Source organism: Thalassobaculum litoreum DSM 18839, from assembly GCF_900102465.1.
Classification (GTDB): Bacteria; Pseudomonadota; Alphaproteobacteria; order Thalassobaculales; family Thalassobaculaceae; genus Thalassobaculum; species Thalassobaculum litoreum.
In genome coordinates, this window is sequence record NZ_FNBW01000001.1 from 476,184 (window position 1) to 498,819 (window position 22,636).

General features: G+C 66.8%; 21 protein-coding genes. 10 read left to right on the top strand and 11 right to left on the bottom strand.

What is annotated here, in order from left to right; genetic code table 11:
• Nucleotides 1-47: 47 nt before the first annotated feature.
• The 5 genes from BLS34_RS02195 (at nt 48) to BLS34_RS02215 (ending at nt 6,428) form a co-directional block, all read left to right on the top strand.
• On the top strand, nt 48-530 hold the full coding sequence (locus BLS34_RS02195; RefSeq protein WP_028794752.1) for an anti-virulence regulator CigR family protein: 483 nt from the start codon (nt 48-50) through the stop codon (nt 528-530).
• Nucleotides 531-610: 80 nt separating this feature from the next.
• Nucleotides 611-1,150: an inorganic diphosphatase gene (gene ppa / locus BLS34_RS02200; RefSeq protein ID WP_028794751.1), complete on the top strand. Its 540-nt coding sequence runs from the start codon at nt 611-613 to the stop codon at nt 1,148-1,150.
• A 134-nt stretch (nt 1,151-1,284) separates the two neighbouring features.
• On the top strand, nt 1,285-2,475 hold the full coding sequence (locus BLS34_RS02205; RefSeq protein ID WP_051244791.1) for a CaiB/BaiF CoA transferase family protein: 1,191 nt from the start codon (nt 1,285-1,287) through the stop codon (nt 2,473-2,475).
• Nucleotides 2,472-4,001 carry an aldehyde dehydrogenase family protein gene (locus BLS34_RS02210; RefSeq protein WP_084618880.1) on the top strand — a complete coding sequence of 510 codons (1,530 nt, stop codon included), beginning with the start codon at nt 2,472-2,474 and terminating at the stop codon, nt 3,999-4,001. The genes BLS34_RS02205 and BLS34_RS02210 overlap by 4 nt, the downstream gene beginning before the upstream one ends.
• A 39-nt stretch (nt 4,002-4,040) precedes the next feature.
• Entirely contained in the window at nt 4,041-6,428 is a 2,388-nt protein-coding gene (locus BLS34_RS02215; RefSeq protein WP_093147810.1) for a penicillin acylase family protein, read from the top strand.
• 105 nt (nt 6,429-6,533) lie between these two features.
• On the opposite strand, the gene BLS34_RS02220 is transcribed toward BLS34_RS02215, so the two are convergent.
• Complete coding sequence (locus BLS34_RS02220) at nt 6,534-7,235, bottom strand: hypothetical protein (protein WP_139189062.1); 702 nt, start codon at nt 7,233-7,235, stop codon at nt 6,534-6,536.
• Nucleotides 7,236-7,446: 211 nt separating this feature from the next.
• Here BLS34_RS02220 and BLS34_RS02225 point away from each other — a divergent pair, with 211 nt between their 5' ends.
• Nucleotides 7,447-8,709: a threonine ammonia-lyase gene (locus tag BLS34_RS02225; RefSeq protein WP_093147815.1), complete on the top strand. Its 1,263-nt coding sequence runs from the start codon at nt 7,447-7,449 to the stop codon at nt 8,707-8,709.
• 44 nt (nt 8,710-8,753) lie between these two features.
• Here BLS34_RS02225 and BLS34_RS02230 read toward each other — a convergent pair whose 3' ends face one another.
• Nucleotides 8,754-9,242: a flavin reductase family protein gene (locus BLS34_RS02230; RefSeq protein ID WP_028794746.1), complete on the bottom strand. Its 489-nt coding sequence runs from the start codon at nt 9,240-9,242 to the stop codon at nt 8,754-8,756.
• A gap of 166 nt (nt 9,243-9,408) precedes the next feature.
• On the opposite strand from BLS34_RS02230, the gene motA reads away from it, so the two are divergent.
• The 3 genes from motA (at nt 9,409) to BLS34_RS02245 (ending at nt 12,243) form a co-directional block, all read left to right on the top strand.
• On the top strand, nt 9,409-10,269 hold the full coding sequence (motA, locus tag BLS34_RS02235; RefSeq protein WP_028794745.1) for a flagellar motor stator protein MotA: 861 nt from the start codon (nt 9,409-9,411) through the stop codon (nt 10,267-10,269).
• A gap of 102 nt (nt 10,270-10,371) precedes the next feature.
• Nucleotides 10,372-11,502 (top strand): flagellar motor protein MotB, encoded by a 1,131-nt coding sequence (locus tag BLS34_RS02240; protein WP_093147817.1) that lies wholly within the window; start codon nt 10,372-10,374, stop codon nt 11,500-11,502.
• A gap of 9 nt (nt 11,503-11,511) precedes the next feature.
• Nucleotides 11,512-12,243: an arginyltransferase gene (locus tag BLS34_RS02245; protein WP_093147818.1), complete on the top strand. Its 732-nt coding sequence runs from the start codon at nt 11,512-11,514 to the stop codon at nt 12,241-12,243.
• A gap of 81 nt (nt 12,244-12,324) precedes the next feature.
• Here the strand turns inward: BLS34_RS02245 and parC are convergent, their stop codons facing one another.
• From parC to folK, 9 genes are all read right to left on the bottom strand, one after another.
• Nucleotides 12,325-14,580 carry a DNA topoisomerase IV subunit A gene (gene parC, locus BLS34_RS02250; RefSeq protein WP_093147821.1) on the bottom strand — a complete coding sequence of 752 codons (2,256 nt, stop codon included), beginning with the start codon at nt 14,578-14,580 and terminating at the stop codon, nt 12,325-12,327.
• Nucleotides 14,577-15,350 (bottom strand): DNA repair protein RecO, encoded by a 774-nt coding sequence (recO, locus tag BLS34_RS02255; RefSeq protein WP_093147822.1) that lies wholly within the window; start codon nt 15,348-15,350, stop codon nt 14,577-14,579. The genes parC and recO overlap by 4 nt, the downstream gene beginning before the upstream one ends.
• Nucleotides 15,351-15,532: 182 nt before the next feature.
• On the bottom strand, nt 15,533-16,435 hold the full coding sequence (era, locus tag BLS34_RS02260) for a GTPase Era (protein WP_028794741.1): 903 nt from the start codon (nt 16,433-16,435) through the stop codon (nt 15,533-15,535).
• The gene (gene rnc / locus BLS34_RS02265) at nt 16,432-17,115 is read right to left on the bottom strand and encodes a ribonuclease III (RefSeq protein WP_028794740.1); all 684 of its coding nucleotides are present in this window, start codon (nt 17,113-17,115) and stop codon (nt 16,432-16,434) included. Before rnc ends, era begins: the two co-directional genes overlap by 4 nt.
• Entirely contained in the window at nt 17,112-17,840 is a 729-nt protein-coding gene (lepB, locus tag BLS34_RS02270) for a signal peptidase I (RefSeq protein WP_028794739.1), read from the bottom strand. Before lepB ends, rnc begins: the two co-directional genes overlap by 4 nt.
• Before the next feature lie 127 nt (nt 17,841-17,967).
• Nucleotides 17,968-18,396, bottom strand: a complete 429-nt coding sequence (acpS, locus tag BLS34_RS02275; RefSeq protein WP_093147824.1) for a holo-ACP synthase — start codon at nt 18,394-18,396, stop codon at nt 17,968-17,970.
• 11 nt (nt 18,397-18,407) lie between these two features.
• Entirely contained in the window at nt 18,408-20,552 is a 2,145-nt protein-coding gene (locus tag BLS34_RS02280; RefSeq protein WP_028794737.1) for a RelA/SpoT family protein, read from the bottom strand.
• A gap of 78 nt (nt 20,553-20,630) precedes the next feature.
• Nucleotides 20,631-21,062, bottom strand: a complete 432-nt coding sequence (rpoZ, locus tag BLS34_RS02285) for a DNA-directed RNA polymerase subunit omega (RefSeq protein ID WP_093147826.1) — start codon at nt 21,060-21,062, stop codon at nt 20,631-20,633.
• Nucleotides 21,063-21,190: 128 nt separating this feature from the next.
• A complete protein-coding gene (gene folK, locus BLS34_RS02290) occupies nt 21,191-21,694 on the bottom strand; it encodes a 2-amino-4-hydroxy-6-hydroxymethyldihydropteridine diphosphokinase (RefSeq protein WP_093147828.1) in 504 nt (167 codons plus the stop codon).
• A gap of 253 nt (nt 21,695-21,947) precedes the next feature.
• Between folK and BLS34_RS02295 the strand changes: the two genes are divergently transcribed.
• Nucleotides 21,948-22,628, top strand: coding sequence for a LabA-like NYN domain-containing protein (locus BLS34_RS02295; RefSeq protein WP_028794736.1), 681 nt, complete (start codon nt 21,948-21,950; stop codon nt 22,626-22,628).
• Nucleotides 22,629-22,636: the final 8 nt, after the last annotated feature.

Consider the following 22,636-nt stretch of genomic DNA (forward strand, 5'->3'; position numbering starts at 1 on the left):
GGCGTGTGTGATATCGTCAAGCGTTTGAGCTTTCAGGAGACACCCCCATGGCTTTCAAGCCAATCGCCCTTGCCGCAGCCCTGTCCATCGCCCTCGCCGGCCCGGCCCTGGCCAAGAACGACAAGGCACCGGGCAATGCTGGCAACGGTAAGCCCGCCCATGCGGGTAATCCCGGCAACAAGGGAGGCGGCGGATCCAGCAGCACCTCCGACGGGGTGGCGGCGGCCGCCGCGGCCGGCGCCGTGCTCGCGGGCATTCTGCTGAGCGACAGCGAGCGCGCGACGATCACCCGCTACTTCCAGACCCATCCGCAGCCTGCGAAGCCGCTGCCCCCGGGCATCGCCAAGAACCTTGCCCGCGGCAAGCCGCTGCCCCCGGGCATCGCCAAGCAGGTGGCGCCGAACGACCTGCTGCGCCAGGTCTCGATCCCGAGGGGCTATTCGCTGGAGACCGTCGGCACCGACGTCGTGCTGATCGAGATCGGGACGCGGATCGTCGCGGACATCCTCAAAGACGTGGTGCGCAACTAATCGCGCCTTGCCCTCGGCTCGCGGGCGGTCTATGTCGCAGCGCAACATAATCCACTTCACGCGAGCCCGGGGACTTTCCCATGCGCATCTCCCACATTCCCATCGGCAAGAACCCGCCCTACGACGTCAACGTCCTGATCGAGGTATCGCTCGGCTCCGACCCGGTGAAGTACGAGTTCGACGAGGACAGCGGCGCGCTGTTCGTCGACCGCTTCCTGCACACCGCGATGACCTATCCGTGCAACTACGGCTTCGTGCCGCACACCCTGGCCAATGACGGCGACCCGGTGGACGTTCTGGTGGTCGGCAGCAACCCGATCATGCCGAAGGCGGTGATCAACGTGCGGCCCGTCGGCGTGCTGATCATGGAGGACCAGGAAGGCATGGACGAGAAGATCCTGGCCGTGCCGGTCGACAAGCTGCACCCGTACTACTCGGACGTCGCCTCCTGGACCGACCTGCCGGCGATCCTGACCGACCAGATCAAGCACTTCTTCACCCACTACAAGGACCTCGAGGTCGGCAAGTGGGTACGGGTCGACCGTTGGGGCGACGCCGAGGAAGCCATGGAACTGATCCGCCAGGGGATCGAAAGCGCGAAGAAGAAGGCCGAGGCCTGATCACAGGCACGATCGTCCCCTCTCTCCCTGGATCGAGACAGACGGCGACAGGCGGCAGATCGCCCGCTTGTCGCCCTCCCGCCCGTGGTCTAAAACCGGCCAAAAGCGTGTAATCCAGGAAGGGAGAGCCCCGCATGGCAGCGGAGCAGACAGCGGCCGGGACATCTGCGGCCGACAAACAGGCCGGGCCGCTCAGCGGCATCACCGTCGTCGATTTGAGCCGCATTCTCGCGGGCCCCTACTGCACCCTGATGATGGCCGAGCTCGGCGCCCGGGTGATCAAGGTGGAGACCCCCGGCACCGGCGACGACGCCCGGCACTACGGCCCCTTCGTCAACGGCAAGTCGGCCTATTTCCAGTCGGTCAACCGCGGCAAGCAGAGTATAGCGCTCAACCTGAAGGACGACGGCGACCGCGCCACCTTCGAGAAGCTGCTGGCGAAGGCCGACGTCATCGTCGAGAACTTCCGCCCCGGCACGATGGAGAAGCTCGGCTACGGCTGGGAGGATCTCCATCCCAAGTATCCCAAGCTGATCTACGCCTCGGCCTCCGGCTTCGGCCATTCCGGCCCGGAGATGAAGCGCCCGGCCTATGACATGGTCGTCCAGGGCATGGGCGGCATCATGAGCATCACCGGTCACGAGGGATCGCCGCCGACCCGGATCGGCACCTCCATCGGCGACATCGGCGCCGGCCTGTTCACCGCGATCGGCGTGATGTCCGCCCTGTTCGGCCGCGCCATGACCGGCGAGGCGCGCAAGGTCGATATCGGCATGTTCGACTGCCAGGTGGCGCTGCTGGAAAACGCCGCCATGCGCTATTTCGTGACCGGCAAGGCGCCCGGTCCGCTCGGCGCCCGGCACCCGTCGATCACCCCGTTCCAGGCTTTCAACACCCAGGACGGCTACATCATCATCGCCGCCGGCAATGACGGACTGTTCCACAAGATGGCCGACGCCCTGGGCAAGCCGGAGTGGAAGACCGACGACCGCTACACCACCAACGACCTGCGGGCGACCCACGTCACCGAACTCGAGGCCGAAGTGGAAGCGGTGCTGAAGACCCAGCCGACCGCCCACTGGATGACCGTGATGGACGCCGCCGGCGTGCCGGCCGGGCCGATCAACGATATCGGTCAGGCCGTCGAGTATCCGCAGACGGCGGCCCGCAACATGGTCGTCACCGTGGACGACCCGGTCACCGGCCCGATGAAGGTGGTCGGTAACCCGATCAAGATTTCCGGCTTTCCGGACCCGACAACGCGGCTCCCGGCTCCGAACCTGGACCAAGACCGCGATGCAATTCTGAGGGAGATCGAACAATGAACCTGATGGTGAGCGATCTCGACTACGGCCAGGAGCCGTCGCTCGAGCCGAACCTGGACCCCTACGCGCTGGCCAAGGCCCTCAGCGGCCGCCACCTGATCGGCGGCAAGCTCGTTCAGGCCGCGTCGGGCAAGACCTTCGAGGTCATCTACCCGGCGACCGGCGAGATCATCGGCTTTGGCGCCGCCGGCGATGCGGAGGACGTGAACCGGGCCGTTGAGGATGCCGCCGCCGCGCAGAAGGCATGGGGCAAGATGCGCGCCCGCGACCGCGGCAAGCTGCTCTACAAATGCGCCGAGGCGCTGGAGGAGCATGTCGAGGAGCTGGGCCGGCTGATCGCCCTGGAGACCGGCAAGGCCCTGCGCACCGAGAGCCGGGTGGAAGCCTCCATCCTGGCGGACGCCTTCCACTTCCATGCCGGCCTCGGCTCGGAGCTGAAGGGCGAGACCGTCCCGCACCATCCGGACATGCTCACCATCACGGTGCGCGAGCCGATCGGCGTGGTCGGCGCGATCATCCCGTGGAACGTGCCGCTGCTGCTGATGGCGCTGAAGATCGCCCCGGCGATGCTGGCGGGCAACGCGGTGGTGGTGAAGTCGGCCGAGGAAGCGCCGCTGACCGTGCTGCGCGTCTGCCAGATCATGAACTCGATCCTGCCGCCGGGCATCTTCAACATGCTGTCGGGCTTCGGCCCGGAATGCGGCGCGCCGCTGGTCGAACACAAGAAGGTCGGCAAGGTAACCTTCACCGGTTCGGTGGAGACCGGCAAGATCGTCTACAGGACCGCCGCCGACAAGCTGATCCCGGTCACGCTGGAGCTGGGCGGCAAATCGCCGATGATCATCATGGCCGACGCCAATATCGACAAGGCGCTGAATGGTGCCGTGGTCGGCATGCGCTTCACCCGCCAGGGCCAGTCCTGCACGGCGGCCAGCCGCATCTTCGTGCATGACAGCCTCTACGACACCTTCGTGGAGAAGCTGCGCGCCCAGGTCGACGCCATGGTCATGGGCGACCCGCTGGACGAGAAGACCGATATCGGCACCATCATCTCGCCGGAGCAGTTCAAGAAGGTCACCGGCTATATCGAGCACGGCAAGTCCGAGGCCGGCGCGAAGCCGATCGAATGCTCGGCCATGCCGACCGACGAGAAGTTCAAGGACGGCCTGTTCGTGCGCCCCGTGCTGTTCACCGAGATGACCAACGACAGCAGGCTGTCGCGCGAGGAGATCTTCGGACCGGTCACCTGCATCATCCGCTGGACCGACCTGGACGAAGTGGTCGCGGCGGCGAACGATACCGAGTACGGGCTGGCGGCCACCCTGTGGACCAACGACCTGCACGCGGCGCTGAACGTGACCGAGAAGCTGGAAGCCGGCTTCGTCCAGGTGAACCAGAACCTGGTTGTGCAGCCGGGCCTCAGCTACGGTGGCGTGAAGAATTCCGGCCTCGGCAAGGAAGCCACGCTGGAGGCGATGCTTGAGCACTTCACCCACAAGAAGACGGTCATCTTCAACAAGACCTGATACCGTCGGGATCGCGCAGACACAGAGCGGGAGAGCGGTATGGGCTCCAGCCTGATCCGTCGCCTGGTGATCGGCGCGGTCCTCGTCTTTCTAGGCCTGAACTTCATCGGCGCCCTGGGGCTGTTCTGGCTCCAGGGCTCCGTGCCGGAGATCGACGGCGAGATCGTCGGCCTCTCCGCCCTCGCCGCCCCCGCGCTGATCGAGCGCGACGAGGCGGGCACCGTCACCATCCGCGCCGCCCGCCCGCAGGACGCCAGCTTCGCGCTCGGCTATGCCCATGCCCAGGACCGTCTGTGGCAGATGGAGATGATGCGCCGCGCCGGGGCCGGCCGCCTGTCCGAGATCGTCGGCGAGGCCACCCTGCCCACCGACAAGCTCCTGCGCACGCTCGGCCTGCGCCGGCTCGCCGAGGTCGCCTACGGTCGGCTGTCGGACCGCGCGAAGGCCCATGTGGACAGCTACGTGGCCGGGGTGAACGGCTATCTGGAGACCCGCACCGGCCCGCTGCCGCCGGAATTCCTCATTGCCGGTATCGATCCGGAGCCCTGGGAGCCGGCGGACAGTCTGGTCTGGGCGCGGCTGATGTCGATGCAGCTCGCCGGCAACTGGTTCGGCGAGATCACCCGGGCCCGGATGCTCAAGGCCGGGCTCTCCACCGATCAGATCGACCTGCTCTATGCCCCGTTCGAGGGCAGCGACGGCAGTCTCACCGCTCCGGACCTCTCGGCCGTTGATCTGGTGGGCGGCACCCGTCTCGCCGCACTGGATCGGATGCTGCCGGAGATCCTGCGGCCGCGCCGCGCCTCCAACGCCTGGGCGGTGGACGGGCTGCTGTCCCCCTCGGGCGTGCCGATCGTGGCGGGCGATCCGCATCTCGGCCTGCAGAGCCCGAACCTGTGGTGGCTGGCCCGGGTGGAGTCGCCGGGCTATCTGCGCGTCGGCGCCTTCGTGCCGGGCGTGCCGTTCCTGGTGATCGGCCATAACGGCGCGGTCGCCTGGACCTTCACCACCACCCATTCCGATACCCAGGACCTGTTCGTCGAGCGCATCGATCCTGCCGATCCGAGCCGATACCTGACACCGGACGGATCCGCGCCGTTCGAGACCCGGGTGGAACGCTTCGGCGTGGACGGCGGTACCGTCGAGCACTCGGTGCGCACGACCCGCCACGGTCCCGTCGTCTCCGATGCGATGGGCGACGCCGCAGACGCCGCCGCGGATGGCACGGTGCTGGCCCTGGCGTCGGCCTCCTTCACCGAGGACGACGACACCTCCCAGGCGCTGTTCGACATGGGTGCCGCGATCGACGTCGACGGCATGGTCCGGGCACTGCGCAAGTTCCACGCCCCGCAGCAGAACGTGCTCTTCGCCGATACGGCGGGCCGGATGGGACTCGTGTCGGCCGGTCGGGTGCCTCTGCGTGCCACCGGCGACGGCTTCTATCCCAGCCCGGGCTGGACCGGCACCCACGACTGGACCGGCTGGGCGCCGTTCGAGGCCCTGCCCCAGGTGCTCGATCCGGAGGACCGGGTGCTGGTGAACGCCAACGAGCGGGTGATCGGTGCCGATCCCGACCTGTTCATCGCCCGTTCCTTCGACGCGCCGTACCGAGCCCGGCGCATCGCCGACATGCTCGCCGACGGCGACCGCTCCGTCGCCGGGATGGCATCGATGCAGATGGATACGGCCTCGCTGTTCGCCCGGGACCTGCTGCCGCTCATGCTGCCACACCTTCCCGAGGCCGAGGGCAAGGGGCTGGAGGCGCGTGCCGCCGCCCTGCTGCGCGACTGGGATGGCACCATGGCGGCCGACCGGGCCGAGCCGCTGATCTTCGCCGCCTGGGTGCGGGCGCTGACCGTCCGGCTGTTCGCCGATGATCTGGGTCCCCTGCTGACCGACTACAGCCGGGCCCGGGCCGCCACCCTGCTGACGGTTCTGCGCGACGAGCACGCCTTCTGCGACGATACCCGCACGGCCCAGGAGCGCGAGAGCTGCGCCGACATGATCGCCGGCGCCTACGAGGACGCGCTGACGCTCCTGGCGCGGCTACACGGCAACAGCATCGACACCTGGACATGGGGAGCGGCACACCGGGCCTGGTTCTCCCATCCGCTGTGGACTCGTGTGCCGGTGGTCGGTGAGGTCCTCACCACCCGAACCCCGACCGGCGGCGGCGACTACACCGTCTCCCGCGGCAGCTTTTCCGGGCCGCAGGACGATCCGTTCCGCCACCGCCACGGGGCCGGCCTCCGGGTGATCTACGATCTGGCCAACCTGGAGAACTCGCGCTTCGTCGCCGCCCTGGGCCCGTCCGGCAACCTGCTGTCGCCCATGAGCCTGACCTGGCACGAGGCCTGGGTGCGGAACGAGGGCCTGCGCCTGGTCGCCCAGGAAGAGCCGACCCACGAACTGACTCTCTCCCCGTAAGGGATCGGCTTTCGTCGGACGGGAAAGGCTCATCCCGGAATCGATCATGGCCGGCGTTTCTGCGATGCCGGCTTAGAATGTCTATTACAATTAAATATCAAATCGTTAGAAGCGCAACCTCGCCCCAATCATGAACTTCTGATCGAGTTGCGGTTCCTGCTCCACGCCGGAATCGGCGGCGCCGCGTACCGAGGCGCGGTATTCGGCACTCAGGTCGAGGCTGGCGGACAGGCTCACATCCGCACCGATTCCCACCTGCATGGCTGGGGCCATCTCGCCCCCCGCGCCGACGTCCTGGCGAAGCCGCGTGGGGACGGCGTTCGAATCCAGGTAGCTGACGCCGACACCGGCCATGAAGCGCGGCGTGACGATCGTGCCCGTATGCCAATCATAGGCGCCCGACACCAGGAAGGTGAACCGGTCCTCGGCATCGCCCCCGAGGTCCGTCGACGGGGCCGTGAAGCTCAACGTGCGTTCGGCCTCGGCATTGGAGAAGGTCAGCCCGAGCCCCATGCCGCGGGTGCCCTCGTCCGCCAGGACACGGCGGTCGTCGAACCCGACGAAGCGATCGATTTCGGTATGGTCGTCGCGGTCGAAATTCCCGACCACGTACCAGGCGGCCGGCGGCGCGTCCTTCGCAGCCCCAGTCTCCGAGGGAGCCGACGATCCGGCGAGCGAATGGCCGGAGAGCGGCTGGCCGGAGAGCGATTGGGCGCCGGCAGGCATCGCCAGACACAGCATGGCCGATACCGCTACGACGCTCGCCGCGGAGGTCCAAAGCCGATGCTGAATGCGACTGCCAGACAAGGACGCCTCCACGAAAAGGCAATAAATAGGCGGGCCACCCGACGATGCCCGCACCCCTTCCCCCTGACCTCCTAGTGTTACCATTTTGCAATGCGGAATCCAATCGGAGGATTGCCGGACCGGACGGAAATCGGACTCGCATCACGCGCATTTTCAGCAACCAACGGGAATCGCTTCCGTTCCGACGGACCGCGAGTATGATCCCGCCGCCATGACAACCTCACCCGAGACGCTCCCCGCCGACCTGCCGGTCACCCCGGAGATGGTCGAGGACGCCGCCCGTCTGCTCGACGGCGCCGTTCTGCGCACCCCGCTGATCGAGGCACCGAACCTGAGCGCCACCCTGGACTGCGCCCTGTCGCTGAAGCTGGAGAACCTGCAGCACACGAGTTCGTTCAAGGTGCGCGGCTCCTTCGTGAAACTCCAGGGGCTGACCGGGGCGGAACGCAGGCGCGGGGTCGTCGCCATGTCCGCCGGAAACCACGCCCAGGGGGTGGCCTACCATGCCGCCCGGCTCGGCATCCCCGCCACCATCGTGATGCCCGCGACCACCCCGTTTTCAAAGGTCGAGCGCACCCGTGCCCATGGCGCCCGGATCGTACTCGAAGGCCGCACGGTGGCCGACTGCGTCGCCCGCACCCAGGCGCTGATCGACGGGGAAGGCCTGGTCCCGGTCCATCCGTACGACGATCCGGACATCATCAGGGGTCAGGGCACACTCGGCCTGGAGATCGATGCCGATGGGGGCCACGTGGACAGCGTGATCGTCCCGATCGGTGGCGGCGGGATGATGGCGGGCATGGCAGTCGCCCTGAAGGCGCGGCGCCCGGACATCCGCATGATCGGTGTACAGGTCGACAGCTATCCGTCCATGTACGACGCGGTGAAGGGCCTGCCCAACCGGGCCGGCGGCTCGACCCTGGCCGAGGGGATCGCGGTCAAGGAGCCCGGCGTTCTGACCCGCCGGATCATCGCGGCCTTGGTCGACGAGATCATCCTGGTGCCGGAGCGGGCGATCGAGCGCGCGGTCCAGTTGCTCGTGGAACAGCAGCGCGTGGTTGCGGAAGGTGCCGGTGCAGCCGGTATCGCCGCCCTGCTCCATGCGCCGGAACGGTTCGCCGGACAGTCGGTGGCGACGGTGATCTGCGGCGGCAACATCGATTCCCGGCTGCTGTCCTCGGTGCTGATGCGCGGGCTGGTACGCGACGGGCGGCTGATCCGCCTGCGCCTGGAGATTCACGATGAGCCCGGCATGCTGGCGACGGTGGCCGAGACCATCGGCAAGACCGGCGGCAACATCGTGGAGGTCCTGCATCAGCGGATGTTCCAGGACACGCCGATCAAGAACGCCGACCTGGACGTGGTGGTGGAGACCCGCAACCCGGCCCATGTGGACGAGATCCTGGCCCGGTTCGTCGAGTTGGGGATTGAGGCCCGGCTGCTCGGCACCGAAGCCGGCCCCGGCAGCGGCTGACGCGGCGGCTGACGCGGCGGCGGATCCGGCGGCTGCCCCTGCGCTCAGCCGAGCTTTCGGTAGACACCGCGCCAGTAGATCAGCGGCTCGTCATCGGACAGCACCGCAAGCCGCCGCACCCGGCCGACCAGAATGATGTGATCGCCGCCGTCGTGGCGCGCATGCACGGTGCAATCGAGCGCCGCCAGAGCGTCCGCCAGGATCGGCGCGCCGGTCGACCAGTCGGCCACCCCCTCGCCGTCGAAACGGGCGGCCTGCGGATCCGCAAAGCGGTTCGACACCGCCGCCTGATCCGCGCTCAGGATGTTCACCGCGAAACCGTCCGCCGTCTCGAAGGCCGGCAGGCTGCCCGCCTCGCGGTCGAGGCAGAACAGGACCAGCGGCGGATCGAGGGAGACCGAGGTGAAGCTGTTCACCGTCAGCCCGACAGGTTCACCGTCGGGCGCGCGCGTGGTCACCACGGTCACGCCCGTCGCGTAGCTTCCTAGAACGGCCCGGAAATCTCCGGGCGACACGTCGGCAGGGGCGGTCATCGGAACCTCGCGTTAAGGCGGCGGGACGCTACATAGCGCGCGCGGCGGCCTGTTTCAAACCGCCGCGCTTCGAAAGGCTCGCGAATACGCTCAATACCGGGTATTCTGTTTCATCGTACCGGAAGCGGTGCATGGCAAAGCGGCAGAATCGCGAGCGGGGCCGGGGATGTTCATTATCATCGGATGGGTGGTTGTCACCGTCTGTGTGATCGGCGGCTACATGGCGATGGGCGGAAAGCTCGCGCCGTTGTGGCAGCCGTTCGAGCTGGTCATCATCGGCGGCGCCGGCGTCGGCGCGTTCATCGTCGCCAACCCCAAGCACATCCTCGCCAAGGCCGGGTACGGATTCAAATCCGCGCTGAAGGGTGCGAAATACAATAAGGACGATTATCTGGAGTTGCTCTCCCTGCTCTACGCCATCTTCAAGCTGGCGAAGACCAAGGGCATGCTCGCGATCGAATCCCATATCGAGAGACCGGAGGAGAGTTCGCTCTTCCAGGCCTTTCCAAAATTCTCCGCCGACCACCATGCCATGGAGTTCTTGTGCGACTACCTGCGCATGATGACTCTCGGCACCGACAACCCGCATGAACTGGCCGACCTGCTCGACGAGGAGCTGGAGACCCACCATGCGGAAGATGCCGCGGTTCAGAGCGCGTACCAGACCATGGGCGACGGCTTCCCGGCGCTCGGGATCGTGGCCGCCGTGCTCGGCATCATCAAGACCATGGGCTCCATCACCGAGCCACCCGAGGTGCTCGGCAAGCTGATCGGCGGCGCCCTGGTCGGAACCTTCCTCGGCATTCTGCTGGCCTATGGCTTCGTCAGCCCGCTGGCCGCGGCTATGAAGAATACTTTTGATGCCGACGCCAAATATTTGGCATGCATCCGCGCCGGGTTGCTGGCCCATGTGTCCGGCTATGCCCCGGCCGTGTCCGTGGAATTCGCGCGCAAGACGCTGCTGTCCAAGGACCGGCCGTCGTTCTTCGAGGTGGAAGAAGCCGTTGCCGCCCTGCCCCCGGTCTAGCCGACGCATCTACGAGGGCCCCCGTCCGGGGGTTGACGGGGTCGGGTTCGGCACCGACCTTGCAAGAGCGTAGCCACTGGTCACGATTAGGGGACGCGAACGGTGGACAACCACGCCACAATCGTCATCAAGAAGGTCAAGAAGGGCGGACATGGCGGACACCATGGCGGCGCCTGGAAGGTGGCGTATGCCGACTTCGTGACCGCGATGATGGCCTTCTTCCTGCTGCTCTGGTTGCTGAACGCGACCACGGAGGAGCAGAAGATGGGTATCTCCAACTATTTCGACCCCACGGCCATCAGCCGCTCCACCCGCTCCGGCTCCGGCGGCGTGCTCGGCGGCACGTCGATCACCGTGCCCGGCGCGCTGAAATCCGCCTCCTCGCCGCCGATGATCTCGACCCCGCAGGTCGCCCGACCGCAGGCGGAGCGCACTGAATCCCTCGATCCGGACTCCGACGATCCCGAGAACATCGAATCCCGCCTCGGTTCCCGCGAGGACGAGGAAGGCACGGTGAACCAGGAAGTCATGGAGCAGATGCTGCGTGAGCGCGAGCAGCAGCAGTTCGAAGAGGCCGAGGCCGCCCTGAAGGAGGCTATCGAGCAGACGCCGGAGCTGTCGGAGGCCGGTGAGTCGCTGAAGATCGACGCCGTGCCGGAGGGCCTGCGCATCCAGCTCATCGACCAGGAGCGTATCGCCCTGTTCCCGAACGGCAGTGCCGCCATGTACGACCAGACCCGCGCGCTGCTGGAGAAGGTGGCCGAGGTCATCAAGAAGATGCCGAACAACATCGAGATCTCCGGCCATACCGACAGTTCGCAGTTCGCACCGGGGTCGACCTATACAAACTGGGAGCTGTCCTCCGACCGCGCCAACGCCTCGCGCCGGGTGCTGGAGGAGAACGGCATTCCGATCAGCCGGATCGAGAAGGTCGCCGGCCGCGCCGACCGAGAGCCGCTGGTGGCCGACGATCCCGCCGATCCGACCAACCGCCGCATCAGCATCGTGCTGAAGAACCTGACACCGGAACAGGCGCAGGAGCTGAACCTGCTCGATCCCTCGGTCGCCGGCAACAGCCCGGGCGTCTCCCTGGGCGGCAGTCCCGCCGGCGGCGCCGACGATTCCGGCGCGCCTCCGGGCACACCGCCACGTACACCGCCGGCCGCCTCGAACGATCGGGGCGGACCGGTCCTGAACGACACCGGGGCCCCCGCCCCACGGGTGGGAGGCTGATCACCCCGCATGCATGACGCCACGCTTGCTCCGCCGCTGACCTTCTTCCATACGCTGCCGATGCCGTGTCCGTATCTCCCGGATCGTCAGGAGCGGCGCCTCGTCTGCGATCTCTCGACCCGGCGCGGGCGCCACGCCCACGACACCCTGGCGCGGGCCGGTTTCCGCCGCACCCAGCACCTGGCCTATCGTCCCGCCTGCGAAGGCTGCCGGGCCTGCGTACCGGTGCGGGTCCGGGTGGCGGATTTTCACTGGACCAAGGGACAGCGCCGAATCCTGCGCGCCAATGCCGACCTCACCGGCGAGGTGGTACCCAACGAGGCCACCCGCGAGCAGTTCGATCTGTTCTCCCGTTACCAGTCGGGACGTCACGGCGATGGCGAGATGGCTCTGATGGACGAGGCCGACTACGCCGCCATGGTCGAGCGCTCGCCTATCGAGTCCTCGCTGATCGAATACCGCGACGCCCGGCGGGTGCTGTGGGCCACGATCCTGATCGACCATCAGGATGACGGGCTCTCCGCCGTCTACAGCTTCTTCGAACCCGGTGCGCCGAAACGGGCGCTCGGCCGGTTCATGGTGCTCGACTCGGTCCGCCGCTCGACCGAGGAGGGCCTGCCTTACGTCTATCTCGGCTACTGGATCGAGGGCTGCCGGAAGATGTCCTACAAGACGCTGTACCGCCCGGTCGAGCTTCTCGGACCGGACGGGTGGGAGACCTATACGGCACCGGCGGAATAGGCGCCGCCCCTTCCCCAAGCCCAAGTTCGTCATCCCGAAACGAGTTCGGGATGACCATAGCCGATGGGATAATGAGCGCGGCTACGTGAACCGCGGCGGACGGGGGAAGCCGGTCGGCGGCATCTTGCCCGCACCGGCGCGCTTGCCGCGCCACGGCGTCAGGTCGGTCTCCGTGCGCCGGCGACCGCCCTGGAGCGACCAGGACAGCCCCTCCTCCGCCTTGAACACCGTCACGTCGGCCAGGGTGCCGCCCGCCTTGTACTTCTGGAGGATCACGCCCTTGCCCCGGCCCATCTCCGGCAGGTCGGCGACGTCGAAGACCAGCAGCTTGCGGTTGGTACCGACCACGGCCACGGCGTCGCCGGCGACGGGGATACAGACCCGCGCCTTCGATTTCGCGTCGGTGCCGAGCACCTGCTTGCCCGAGCGGGTCTGGGCCAGCACATCGTCGGCCGGCACGATGAAGCCCCGCCCCTCGGTCGACGCCACCAGCAGCTTCTCGCCGGTCTTGTGCGGGAAGATGGTGACGATGTCCTCGTCATTGGCGAGGTCGATCATCAGGCGGATCGGCTCGCCATGGCCGCGTCCCGACGGCAGCTTGTCGCCGCCGATCGTGTAAAAGCGACCGTCGGTGGCGAAGACCAGGATCTTGTCGGTGGTCTCGGCATGGACGCGGAACCTTTCGCCGTCGCCCTCCTTGTATTTCACCTCCTGATCGGCCCCGATATGGCCGCGCAGGGCGCGGATCCAGCCCTTCTCGGAGCAGATGACGGTGATCGGCTCGCGTTCCACCATGGCCTCGGTCGGGATGACCACCGCACTCGGCGCGGTGCCGATATCGGTGCGGCGGCGGCCGATTTCGGTCGACTTGCCGAAGGCCCGGCGGATCTCGCCGATCTGCTGGCCGATCACCTTCCAGCGGCGCTCCTCGTTGCCCAGCAGGTCGTTGAGGTCGTCGCGTTCGGCCGAGAGCTGCTCGTGCTCCTTGCGCAGCTCGATCTCCTCCAGCTTGCGCAGGGAGCGCAGGCGCATGTTCAGGATCGCCTCGGCCTGGACATCGGACAGCTCGAAGGTCCGCATCAGTTCGGCCTTGGGCTCGTCCTCTTCGCGGATGATGCGGATCACCTCGTCCAGATTGAGGAAGGCGATCAGATAGCCGTCCAGCACCTCCAGGCGGTGGGCGATCTTGCCCAGCCGATGGTTGGTGCGCCGGACCAGAACCTCGTGGCGGTGATCGAGGAACGCCTTCAGTGCCTCCGGCAGGCTCATCACCCGCGGGACGTTGTCCTTGTCGAGCACGTTCAGGTTCAGCGAGATCCGGCTTTCCAGATCGGTCTGACGGAACAGGCTCTCCATCATCACGTCGGGGTCGACGTTGCGGCTCTTCGGCTCCAGCACCAGGCGGATATCGGCCGCCGACTCGTCGCGGATGTCGCCGAGCAGCATCAGCTTGCGGGCCTGCAGCAGCTCCGCCATGCGCTCGACCAGGCGGGATTTCTGCACCTGGTACGGGATCTCGGTGACCACGATCTGCCAGGTGCCGTTCTTCAGCGGCTCGACTTCCCAGCGCGCCCGCACGCGGAACGATCCGCGTCCCGTGCGATAGGACTCGATGACCGACTCGCGCGACTCGACCAGGATGCCCCCGGTCGGGAAGTCCGGGCCGGAGACCTTGTCCACCAGGGTCTCGATGCGCGCGTCGGGAGACTTGATCAGGTGCTGCAGCGCGTCGCAGAGCTCGTCCACGTTATGCGGCGGGATCGAGGTCGCCATGCCGACGGCGATGCCCTGGGCGCCGTTGGCCAGCAGGTTCGGGAAGGCGGCCGGCATGACGACGGGCTCCTCGCCCTCGCCGTCATAGGTGGCGCGGAAGTCGACGGTGTCCTCGTCGATACCCTCCAGCAGCCGCTGGGCGACCTCGGTCAGCCGCGCCTCGGTGTAGCGCATGGCCGCAGCGTTATCGCCGTCCACATTGCCGAAATTGCCCTGGCCGTCGACCAGCGGGTAGCGCACGGCGAAATCCTGGGCCAGGCGCACCATGGCGTCGTAGATCGCCGAGTCGCCATGGGGGTGGAACTTACCCATGACGTCGCCGACCACGCGGGCCGACTTCTTGAACGCGCTGCCCGGATCGAGCTTGAGCTGCCGCATGGCGAACAGCAGCCGTCGGTGAACCGGCTTCAGCCCGTCGCGTACATCCGGCAGCGAGCGCGCCATGATGGTCGACAGGGCATAGGCCAGGTAGCGCTCGCTCAACGCATCGGCCAGCCAGGTGTCGCGGACGGTGCCGGGCTCGCTCGGGGGCGGCGACGGCAGATCAGAAGATGTCGTACTCATGCGTTGGAACCTCCACCAGATACTGTAGCGCGCTCGGCGAACCGTTCAACGAATCGCGTCCGCGCCGGGGGCGGTTGGCGGCCATGGGTCGCAAACACATGGCGCTCAAGGAAGAATCCCGTCAGGGCCAGGCCGGCGAACAGATCGTCCGAGTCGCCCCCGCCGCGACTCCCAGGGTTTCCGACAAGGAATCGGGGCAGGGTCAGCAGCTTGTCGCGATACGGTTCGCCCGCCGCGAGCGACACCGCCCGGCCGGAGCGCGGACTGACATAGGCGAGGTCGTCGTTGGTGCCGGTCGCGGCACAGGTGTCCAGGTCGAGCCCGTAGCCGAGATCGGTCAGCAACCCGATCTCCCAGCGGACATAGACCGCGATCCAGGCATCGCCCAGGCTGTCGTCGGCCATGACCTCCAGCAGAGCACCGAGCGCCTCGTACAGATGCGGATGCGGCTCGCGCTCCGGCAGGGCGGCGTCGGCGAGGGCGCAGACGGCGGAAAGACCGGCCAGCCGCAGCGGGTCGTGCATCACCCCGGCGGCATACCCGGTGTCCAGCTCGCAGGTCCAGCTTCCCAGATGTTCCGCCAGCCGGGCGCGCCATTCCGCGGTGACCCGGTTGCCCGGCTGATACACCCCGCGTCCACGCCCGCCGAAGGCCCCCCGCGCCAGACCGGCATGGCGGCCGTGCTCGGCGGTCAGCAGGGTGACGATCGCCGAGCCTTCGCCATGCGGCCGGGCGGAGAGAACGATGCCGGTGTCTTGCCAGTCGATCATGGGGCCGTGTGGTCGTGGGCAGAAGACGGAACTCTTTTCATCCCCACCCTAACCGTCATCCTGATGCACATCAGGATCAACGCTCTGGCGGTAGTGCCCCGCAGCTCCTGACGTGCGTCAGGATGACGGTCGAGGCGTGGAGGTGTCTAGGTAAGGTCCCGACTGTCGTCAGGATCACGGCACTAGACGTCCCATTCCAGGCCCCATTCGCGCAAGTGCTGGCGGTCGTCCTGCCAGTTCTCGCGGACTTTCACGAACAGGAACAGGTGCACCCGGCGCTCCAGCATCTCCTCCAGTTCGGTGCGGGCCAGGGAGCCGATCTCCTTGATCTTCTGCCCACCCTTGCCGAGCGCGATCTTCTTCTGGCTGTCGCGCTCCACATACAGCGTCTGGTCGATCCGCACCGAGCCGTCGTCTCGCTCGGTCCACTGGTCGGTCTCCACCGTCGCCGAATACGGCAGTTCGTCATGCAGACGCAGGAAGACCTTCTCGCGGGTGATCTCAGCCGCCATCAGCCGCATCGGCAGGTCGCTGAGTTCGTCCTCGGGATACAGCCACGGACCCGGCGCCATGCGCTCGGCCAGATACGTGCGCAGGTCGGCGCAACCGTTGCCGTTCAGGGCGGAGATCATGAACACCCGCTCGAACTCGAACGCCTCGCTGAATTCGGCGGCGATCGGCAGCAGCTTCTCGCGTTTGATGTCGTCCACCTTGTTCAGGGCGAGCACCGCCTTGCGGCCGGCTGCCTTCAGGCCCTCGATGATCCGCATCGTGTCGTCGTCGAGGCCCTGGCGGGCATCGGCGACCAGCACGACCACGTCGGCATCCCCGGCCCCGGCCCAGGCCGCGTGCACCATGGCCCGGTCGAGCCGCCGCTTGGGCTTGAAGATACCGGGCGTGTCGACCAGAACGATCTGGGCGTCGCCTTCCAGGGCGATGCCGCGGATCCGGGTGCGGGTCGTCTGCACCTTGTGGGTGACGATGGAGACCTTGGCCCCGACGAGCTGGTTCACCAGCGTAGACTTGCCCGCGTTCGGCGCGCCCAGCAGGGCGACGAAACCGCAATGGGACTTGGGCGCGTTCATGCTCCAACCCGTTTGATGAGTTCGGCGGCAGCCGCCTGTTCGGCGAGCCGCTTGGATCGGCCGATGCCGGTCGTCGGCTCCTGGCCCTCGACGATGACCTGGACCGTGAATTCAGGCGCGTGTGCCGGACCGGACTGGGTCACCGTGACATAGCGCGGCAGCGCCAGCTTGCGACCCTGCGCCCATTCCTGCAACGTGGTCTTCGGGTCCTGGGGCGGACGCAGGTCCAGCTCCAGCAGCCGGTTCCATTCGGTCAGGATGAAACGCCGGGCCGCCTCCAGCCCGCCATCCAGATAGAGCGCACCGATCACCGCTTCCATGGCGTCCGACAGGATCGTGTCGCTGTTGCGCGATCCGGCATCGTCCTCACCGCGCGACAGGATCAGGAACCGTCCCAGGTCGATCGTACGGGCCACCTGGGCCAGCGCCTCGCGGCGCACCAGGTTCACGTGACGCTTGGCGATGGCGCCCTCGCGCTCGTGCGGAAAGCGGTCGAGAAGCTGCTCGGCGACGACCAGCGCCAGCACCCGGTCGCCCAGGAATTCAAGGCGCTCATAAGCGTTCCAGGCCCGCGGCTCGGCGCTGGCATGGGTGACGGCACGGCGCAGAACCTCGGTATGCTCGAACTCATGGTTCAGGATCGTAGCCAGGGTCGCCAGATCCGAGTCGTCGGAGGTCATTCGATGCCGTCCAGCAGACGGCCGTACCGGATCGCGAAGGGCCACTTCCAGACCTCCCAGAGCCGGGCATCGCCGTCATGAGAGAAGAACAGGATGTCGGCCCGGCCGACCAGGTTCTGCTCGGGAATGGGTCCGACCTCCGGGAAGCGGCTGTCGCGGGAATTGTCCCGGTTGTCGCCCATCGCGAAGTAGTGACCAGCGGGCACGTGATAGACCGGCGTATTGTCGGCGCTCATGGTGTCGCTGAGTTCCAGGATCCGGTGCTCTCGGCCGTTCGGCAGGGTCTCGATGAACTGTGCCACCGGCCGCGCGCCGTTCTCCGGCTGGAAATCCTCGATCTGCCGGCGTTTCACCGCCGCGCCGTTGATGTGCAGGATGCCGCCCTTCACCTGAACGGTATCGCCCGGCAGGCCGACGATGCGCTTGATGTAGTCGGTGCTGTTGTCGCTCGGCAGCTTGAAGACGACCACGTCGCCACGCTCCGGCGGGGTGAACAGCACCCGTCCGGGGATCAGCGGCAGCGCCAGCGGCAGCGAATAGCGGCTGTAGCCGTAGGACGCCTTGGAGACGAACAGGTAGTCGCCGACCAGCAGCGTCGGGATCATCGAGCCCGAGGGAATGTTGAACGGCTCGTAGAAGAACGTCCGGATGCCAAGCGCGATGGCACAGGCGATTACCACGGTGCGGATCAACTCACCGTACCCGCCCGATTTTTTTGCAGCCATCGAAACCCATCCTGACATGATCCTGGCACCCTCCGCCACATGCGAGAGCATGGATGGGTATGCCGAATTTGACGCGCCGGAGCAAGCAATGCCCTCGGCCTTTCGCCGCGAGGCGACGGTTTGCCGCCTAACCGTCGGCCGGCCGCAAGGCCTCCAGGGAGGCCGGTGCCGCCGAGACCACGACGAACGCCTGTGCGTAAGGCGGTTCGTCCGACAGAGACAGATCGATGCGGGCAATCATTCCCTTGGGCGTCAGTTCCGCCAGCCGAGCCGCCGCCCGACCGCTGAGCACGAAGCGCGGCTTGCCCGAGCGGGCGTTCTCCACCACCAGCTCGCGCCACTTGATGCCGTCGCGGGCCTCGTCCCCCAGGGCCTTCCAGACCGCCTCCTTGGCGGCGAACCGCTTGGCATAGACCAGGGCGGGGTTCGACGCGCCTTCGGCCCGGGCGATCTCCAGGTCGGCGAAACAGCGGTTGCGGAAGCGGTCGCCGAACCGGGCCAGCGCCGCGGCGATCCGCCTCGTGTCGACCAGATCGGCGCCGATGCCCAGGATCATGCCGCTCCCCCTCAGCCGCGCGCGCGGTCGACGGAGTTGATGACCGGCGTCGCCCGCAGGGCGGCGATGATCGTCGTCAGATGGCGGATATCGGCCACCTCCACATCGATCAGCATCTCGAAGAAGTCGATGGAGCGGTTCACGATCTTCAGGTTCATGATGTTGCCGCCGTTCTTGCCGATCACCGTCGACAGCGAGCCCAGACTGCCCGGCTCGTTGGCGATCACCACGTACAGCCGGCCGACATGGGCCGAGTCCGCATCGTCGTCCCAGGCCACGTCGACCCAGCGTTCCGGCTGATCCTGGAACCCCTCCAGGGTCTCGCAGTCGATGGTATGGATGGTCACACCTTTGCCGGTCGTGACGATACCGACGATCCGCTCGCCCGGCAGCGGATGGCAGCACCGCGCGAAATGCATCGCCATGCCGTCTATCAGGCCACGGATCGGCAGCGCGTCCTTCTGCCGGCCGCGCTTGGTCCGGCCCCGCGCCCGGGCGATCGGAACGACGTTCTCTTCCTTCTTCGGCTCGACCACTGGCGGATGGACGGCATGGACCACCTCCAGGGCGCTCTCCAGCCCCTCGCCGATGCCGGCGTAGAGATCCTCCACCGCCTCGGCGTGGAAGCGTCCCAGCAAGGGCTCGATCTGTTTTTCGGAGAACGGGTGGCCCTCCTGGCGGAACGCCTTCTGCAGCATCGCCTTGCCGAGGTCGGAGAACTGCTGGCGCCGTTTCAGGCGCACGAAGCGGCGGATCCGCGCCTTGGCCTTGCCGGTGACGACGATCTGTTCCCAGTTCGGCGACGGCGTGGAGGTCTTGGAGGTGACGATCTCCACCTGATCGCCGTTGCGCAGCTGGGTCATCAGCGGCACCAGACGCCCGTTCAGCTTGGCACCGACGGTGCGGTCGCCGACCTCGGAATGGACGGCATAGGCGAAGTCGATGGGGACCGCCCCCTGCGGCAGGGCGATCAGGTCGCCCTTCGGCGTGAAGCAGAACACCTGGTCCTGGTACATCTCCAGCTTGGTGTGTTCCAGGAACTCTTCCGGGCCGGATGCCTGCTCGAGAATGTCGAGCAGTTCGCGAATCCATCGGTACTGCTTGCCTTCGTTGATCCCGTCGCGCTGCTTGTAGTTCCAGTGGGCGGCGACGCCGAGTTCGGCGATGTCGTGCATCTCGCGGGTGCGGATCTGCACCTCGATGCGCTGCCGGTGCGGGCCGATCACGCCGGTATGCAGCGAGCGGTAGCCGTTCGGCTTCGGCGTGGAGATGTAGTCCTTGAAGCGTCCCGGCACCACCGGATAGGAGCCGTGCATGGCACCCAGGCACTGGTAGCAGCCCCCGATATCGTCGACCACCAGCCGGAACGCCATGATGTCGGAGAGCTGCTCGATCCCGACCTCCTTGCGCTGCATCTTCTGCCAGATCGAATACGGCGTCTTCATCCGCCCGGAGATGTCGGCGATCACGCCGGCATCAGCCAGCTTCTCGTGCAGCTCGGCGATGATGCTGTTGACCATGTCGCCGCCCTGGCTGCGCAGGTAGTCGAGCCGGGCCTTTATGGAGGTGCGGGCGTCCGGGTTGATCTCGGCGAAGGCCAGATCTTCCAGCTCGTCCTTGATCTCGTTGATGCCGATGCGCGCGGCGAGCGGCGCATAGATGTCCATGGTCTCGGCGGCGATCCGCCGGCGCTTGTCCGGGTTCTTTATGAAATGCAGGGTGCGCATGTTGTGCACTCGGTCGGCCAGCTTCACCAGCAGCACGCGGATGTCCTGGCTCATGGCCAGCACGAGCTTGCGGAAATTCTCGGCCTGCTTGGTGCGGTCGGACTGCAGCTCGATCCGGGTCAGCTTGGTGACGCCGTCGACCAGCCGGGCGATCTCGTCGCCGAACAGGTTGCGCACATCGGCGAGCGTCGCCTCGGTATCCTCTATGACGTCGTGCAGTAGCGCGGTGATGACCGTGCCGTGATCGAGTTTCATCTCGGTCAGGATTCCGGCGACTTCCAGGGGATGGGAGAAATACGGGTCGCCGGAGGCCCGCGTCTGCGAGCCGTGCATCTTCATCGCGTAGACATACGCGCGGTCGAGTGCCGCCTCGTCCGTGGTCGGATCGTAGGCACGCACGCGCTCGACGAGTTCGTATTGCCGGATCATGGCGTCAGCACCTCAGGCAGGTGCTGACGAGTGTGGGGTCGCCGGGCCGGGCCGCAAGCCGCGCGCACAGCAGTCGGATCAACCTTCGCGGTCGAGCTCGCTGTCGTCGACATCCTCGAACTGCTGGCCACCGTCACTCTGCTCGATTCCCATGCCGAGACCCGCCGCCGCATCCTCATCGAGAGTTTCACCCTCCGCGAGCCGGCCGTCCAGTCCGACGTTGCCCGAACCGGCATCGGAGCCGATCAGGCGCTCCATGTCGTCGTCCTCGGGCTCGTCGACCTCGACATGCTTCTGCAGACCCTTGATGAGGGCTTCGTTCAGCGCGGCGATATCGACGGTCTCGTCGGCGATCTCGCGCAGGGCGATGACCGGGTTCTTGTCGTTGTCGCGTTCGACGGTAATGGCGGAGCCGGCGGAGACGTCGCGCGAGCGCTGGGCCGCGGCCATCACCAGGTCGAACCGGTTCGGGATCTTGACGATGCAGTCTTCGACAGTAACGCGGGCCATCAAAAGCCTCTCGATCGGGTGCGCACAATATTAGGCGGAGCCGCGGAATATAGTGGCCGGATGCCCGGAAAACAAGCGCCTATCCGGGTTTCCCGCGGCAAAACCGACGCGACGGCGCGCAGTGGCGGTCAGTCGGCCAATGGACGGATCGCCCCGCCCGCCCCGGGCAGGCCGTCGATCAGCACAGAGACCCGCTCGCCGGTGACCGGGTGGCGCCAGTCCGCATCCAGATCCTGAAGCGGCAGCAGCACGAAGGCGCGCTCCGCCGCGCGCGGATGCGGCAGCGTCGGGGCGACCGCGCCGATGCGCACCTGGCCGTGATAATCGATCAGGTCGAGATCGAGCGGCCGCGCCTCGTTGCGCACCCGCCGCACCCGGCCGAAGGACTCCTCGATCAGATGCAGCCGGGCCAGCAGGACCTCCGGCAGGAGATCGGTCTCGACCGCGACCGCTCCATTCACATACCACGGCTGGTCCGAAACCGGCACCGGCTCGGATTCGTACCAGCGCGAGCGGCCGGTGACCCGGATATCCGAGTCCTCCGCAAGACGGGTCACGGCCGCCTCGCAGGTGGCCAGCGGCGTCTCGTATCCGGTTGCCGCAAGATTGGCGCCGACGGCGACGACGATCATGCCGACACGCCCGCGCAAGGCGCCGTGATCGGGCCGCCGGGCACCGTGTCGAGACCTCCCCGGCGCGGTGTCGCCGGTGCGAAATTAACCATGTGATCGATGCCTCCGCGGCAGCCCTTTAGCCTGTACATCAGCCCATAATCGGACCTAGACTGCAAACAGTTCGACGCGGGCGGCCTCATTACTCAGCCGACCACCGAATTCTAAAGAATTCAGCTCAAGATGAGCGTAAAAGCAATTGAAAGGATTGCATATGTTATTCCATCCTGATGAGCGGATGGCCCTCTTTATAGATGGCGCCAACCTCTATTCCGCCGCAAGATCGCTGGGCTTTGACATCGACTACAAACGTCTGCTCGACCTGTTCGCAGGTAAAGGGCGGTTGATTCGCGCGTTTTATTATACCGCATTGCTGGAAGACCAGGAGTATTCGCCGATCAGACCGCTGGTCGATTGGCTCGACTACAATGGTTACACGCTGGTCACCAAGCCTGCCAAAGAGTTCACCGACAGCGCCGGGCGCCGGAAGGTGAAGGGCAACATGGACATCGAACTGGCGGTGGACATGATGGAAATGGTCGACCGGGTCGACCATGTGGTGCTGTTCTCCGGAGACGGCGATTTCCGCTCGCTGATAGAGGCCGTGCAGCGCAAGGGCGTGCGCGCGTCGGTCGTCTCCTCGATCCGCACCCAGCCGCCGATGATCGCCGACGAGCTCCGCCGCCAGGCCGACCAGTTCATCGAACTGGATCAGTTGGCCGCCCAGATCGAGCGCGTCCATTCCGACCGTGGTCCACGTCGAGAGCGGCCGGGCGCCCCGCCATCCGCCCCTGTCGAGGCGGATGACGATCTCGACGAGGATTACGTCGACGACGAGTACGAGGACGACGAGCCTCCTGCGGTGGTGCGTCGCACGCCGCCGCCCCGGCGCTGACCCGGCCG

What these genes read in the sequence shown, in the direction of transcription:
- recO (WP_093147822.1), bottom strand. Translation starts at nt 15,350, where the DNA reads ATGATCGACTGGCAAGACACCGGCATCGTTCTCTCCGCCCGGCCGCAT.
- BLS34_RS02225 (WP_093147815.1), top strand. Translation starts at nt 7,447, where the DNA reads ATGACAACCTCACCCGAGACGCTCCCCGCCGACCTGCCGGTCACCCCG.
- motA (WP_028794745.1), top strand. Translation starts at nt 9,409, where the DNA reads ATGTTCATTATCATCGGATGGGTGGTTGTCACCGTCTGTGTGATCGGC.
- ppa (WP_028794751.1), top strand. Translation starts at nt 611, where the DNA reads ATGCGCATCTCCCACATTCCCATCGGCAAGAACCCGCCCTACGACGTC.
- folK (WP_093147828.1), bottom strand. Translation starts at nt 21,694, where the DNA reads ATGATCGTCGTCGCCGTCGGCGCCAATCTTGCGGCAACCGGATACGAG.
- BLS34_RS02195 (WP_028794752.1), top strand. Translation starts at nt 48, where the DNA reads ATGGCTTTCAAGCCAATCGCCCTTGCCGCAGCCCTGTCCATCGCCCTC.
- rnc (WP_028794740.1), bottom strand. Translation starts at nt 17,115, where the DNA reads ATGACCTCCGACGACTCGGATCTGGCGACCCTGGCTACGATCCTGAAC.
- era (WP_028794741.1), bottom strand. Translation starts at nt 16,435, where the DNA reads ATGAACGCGCCCAAGTCCCATTGCGGTTTCGTCGCCCTGCTGGGCGCG.
- BLS34_RS02295 (WP_028794736.1), top strand. Translation starts at nt 21,948, where the DNA reads ATGTTATTCCATCCTGATGAGCGGATGGCCCTCTTTATAGATGGCGCC.
- acpS (WP_093147824.1), bottom strand. Translation starts at nt 18,396, where the DNA reads ATGATCCTGGGCATCGGCGCCGATCTGGTCGACACGAGGCGGATCGCC.
- rpoZ (WP_093147826.1), bottom strand. Translation starts at nt 21,062, where the DNA reads ATGGCCCGCGTTACTGTCGAAGACTGCATCGTCAAGATCCCGAACCGG.
- lepB (WP_028794739.1), bottom strand. Translation starts at nt 17,840, where the DNA reads ATGGCTGCAAAAAAATCGGGCGGGTACGGTGAGTTGATCCGCACCGTG.
- BLS34_RS02210 (WP_084618880.1), top strand. Translation starts at nt 2,472, where the DNA reads ATGAACCTGATGGTGAGCGATCTCGACTACGGCCAGGAGCCGTCGCTC.
- BLS34_RS02280 (WP_028794737.1), bottom strand. Translation starts at nt 20,552, where the DNA reads ATGATCCGGCAATACGAACTCGTCGAGCGCGTGCGTGCCTACGATCCG.
- BLS34_RS02230 (WP_028794746.1), bottom strand. Translation starts at nt 9,242, where the DNA reads ATGACCGCCCCTGCCGACGTGTCGCCCGGAGATTTCCGGGCCGTTCTA.
- BLS34_RS02205 (WP_051244791.1), top strand. Translation starts at nt 1,285, where the DNA reads ATGGCAGCGGAGCAGACAGCGGCCGGGACATCTGCGGCCGACAAACAG.
- BLS34_RS02215 (WP_093147810.1), top strand. Translation starts at nt 4,041, where the DNA reads ATGGGCTCCAGCCTGATCCGTCGCCTGGTGATCGGCGCGGTCCTCGTC.
- BLS34_RS02245 (WP_093147818.1), top strand. Translation starts at nt 11,512, where the DNA reads ATGCATGACGCCACGCTTGCTCCGCCGCTGACCTTCTTCCATACGCTG.
- parC (WP_093147821.1), bottom strand. Translation starts at nt 14,580, where the DNA reads ATGAGTACGACATCTTCTGATCTGCCGTCGCCGCCCCCGAGCGAGCCC.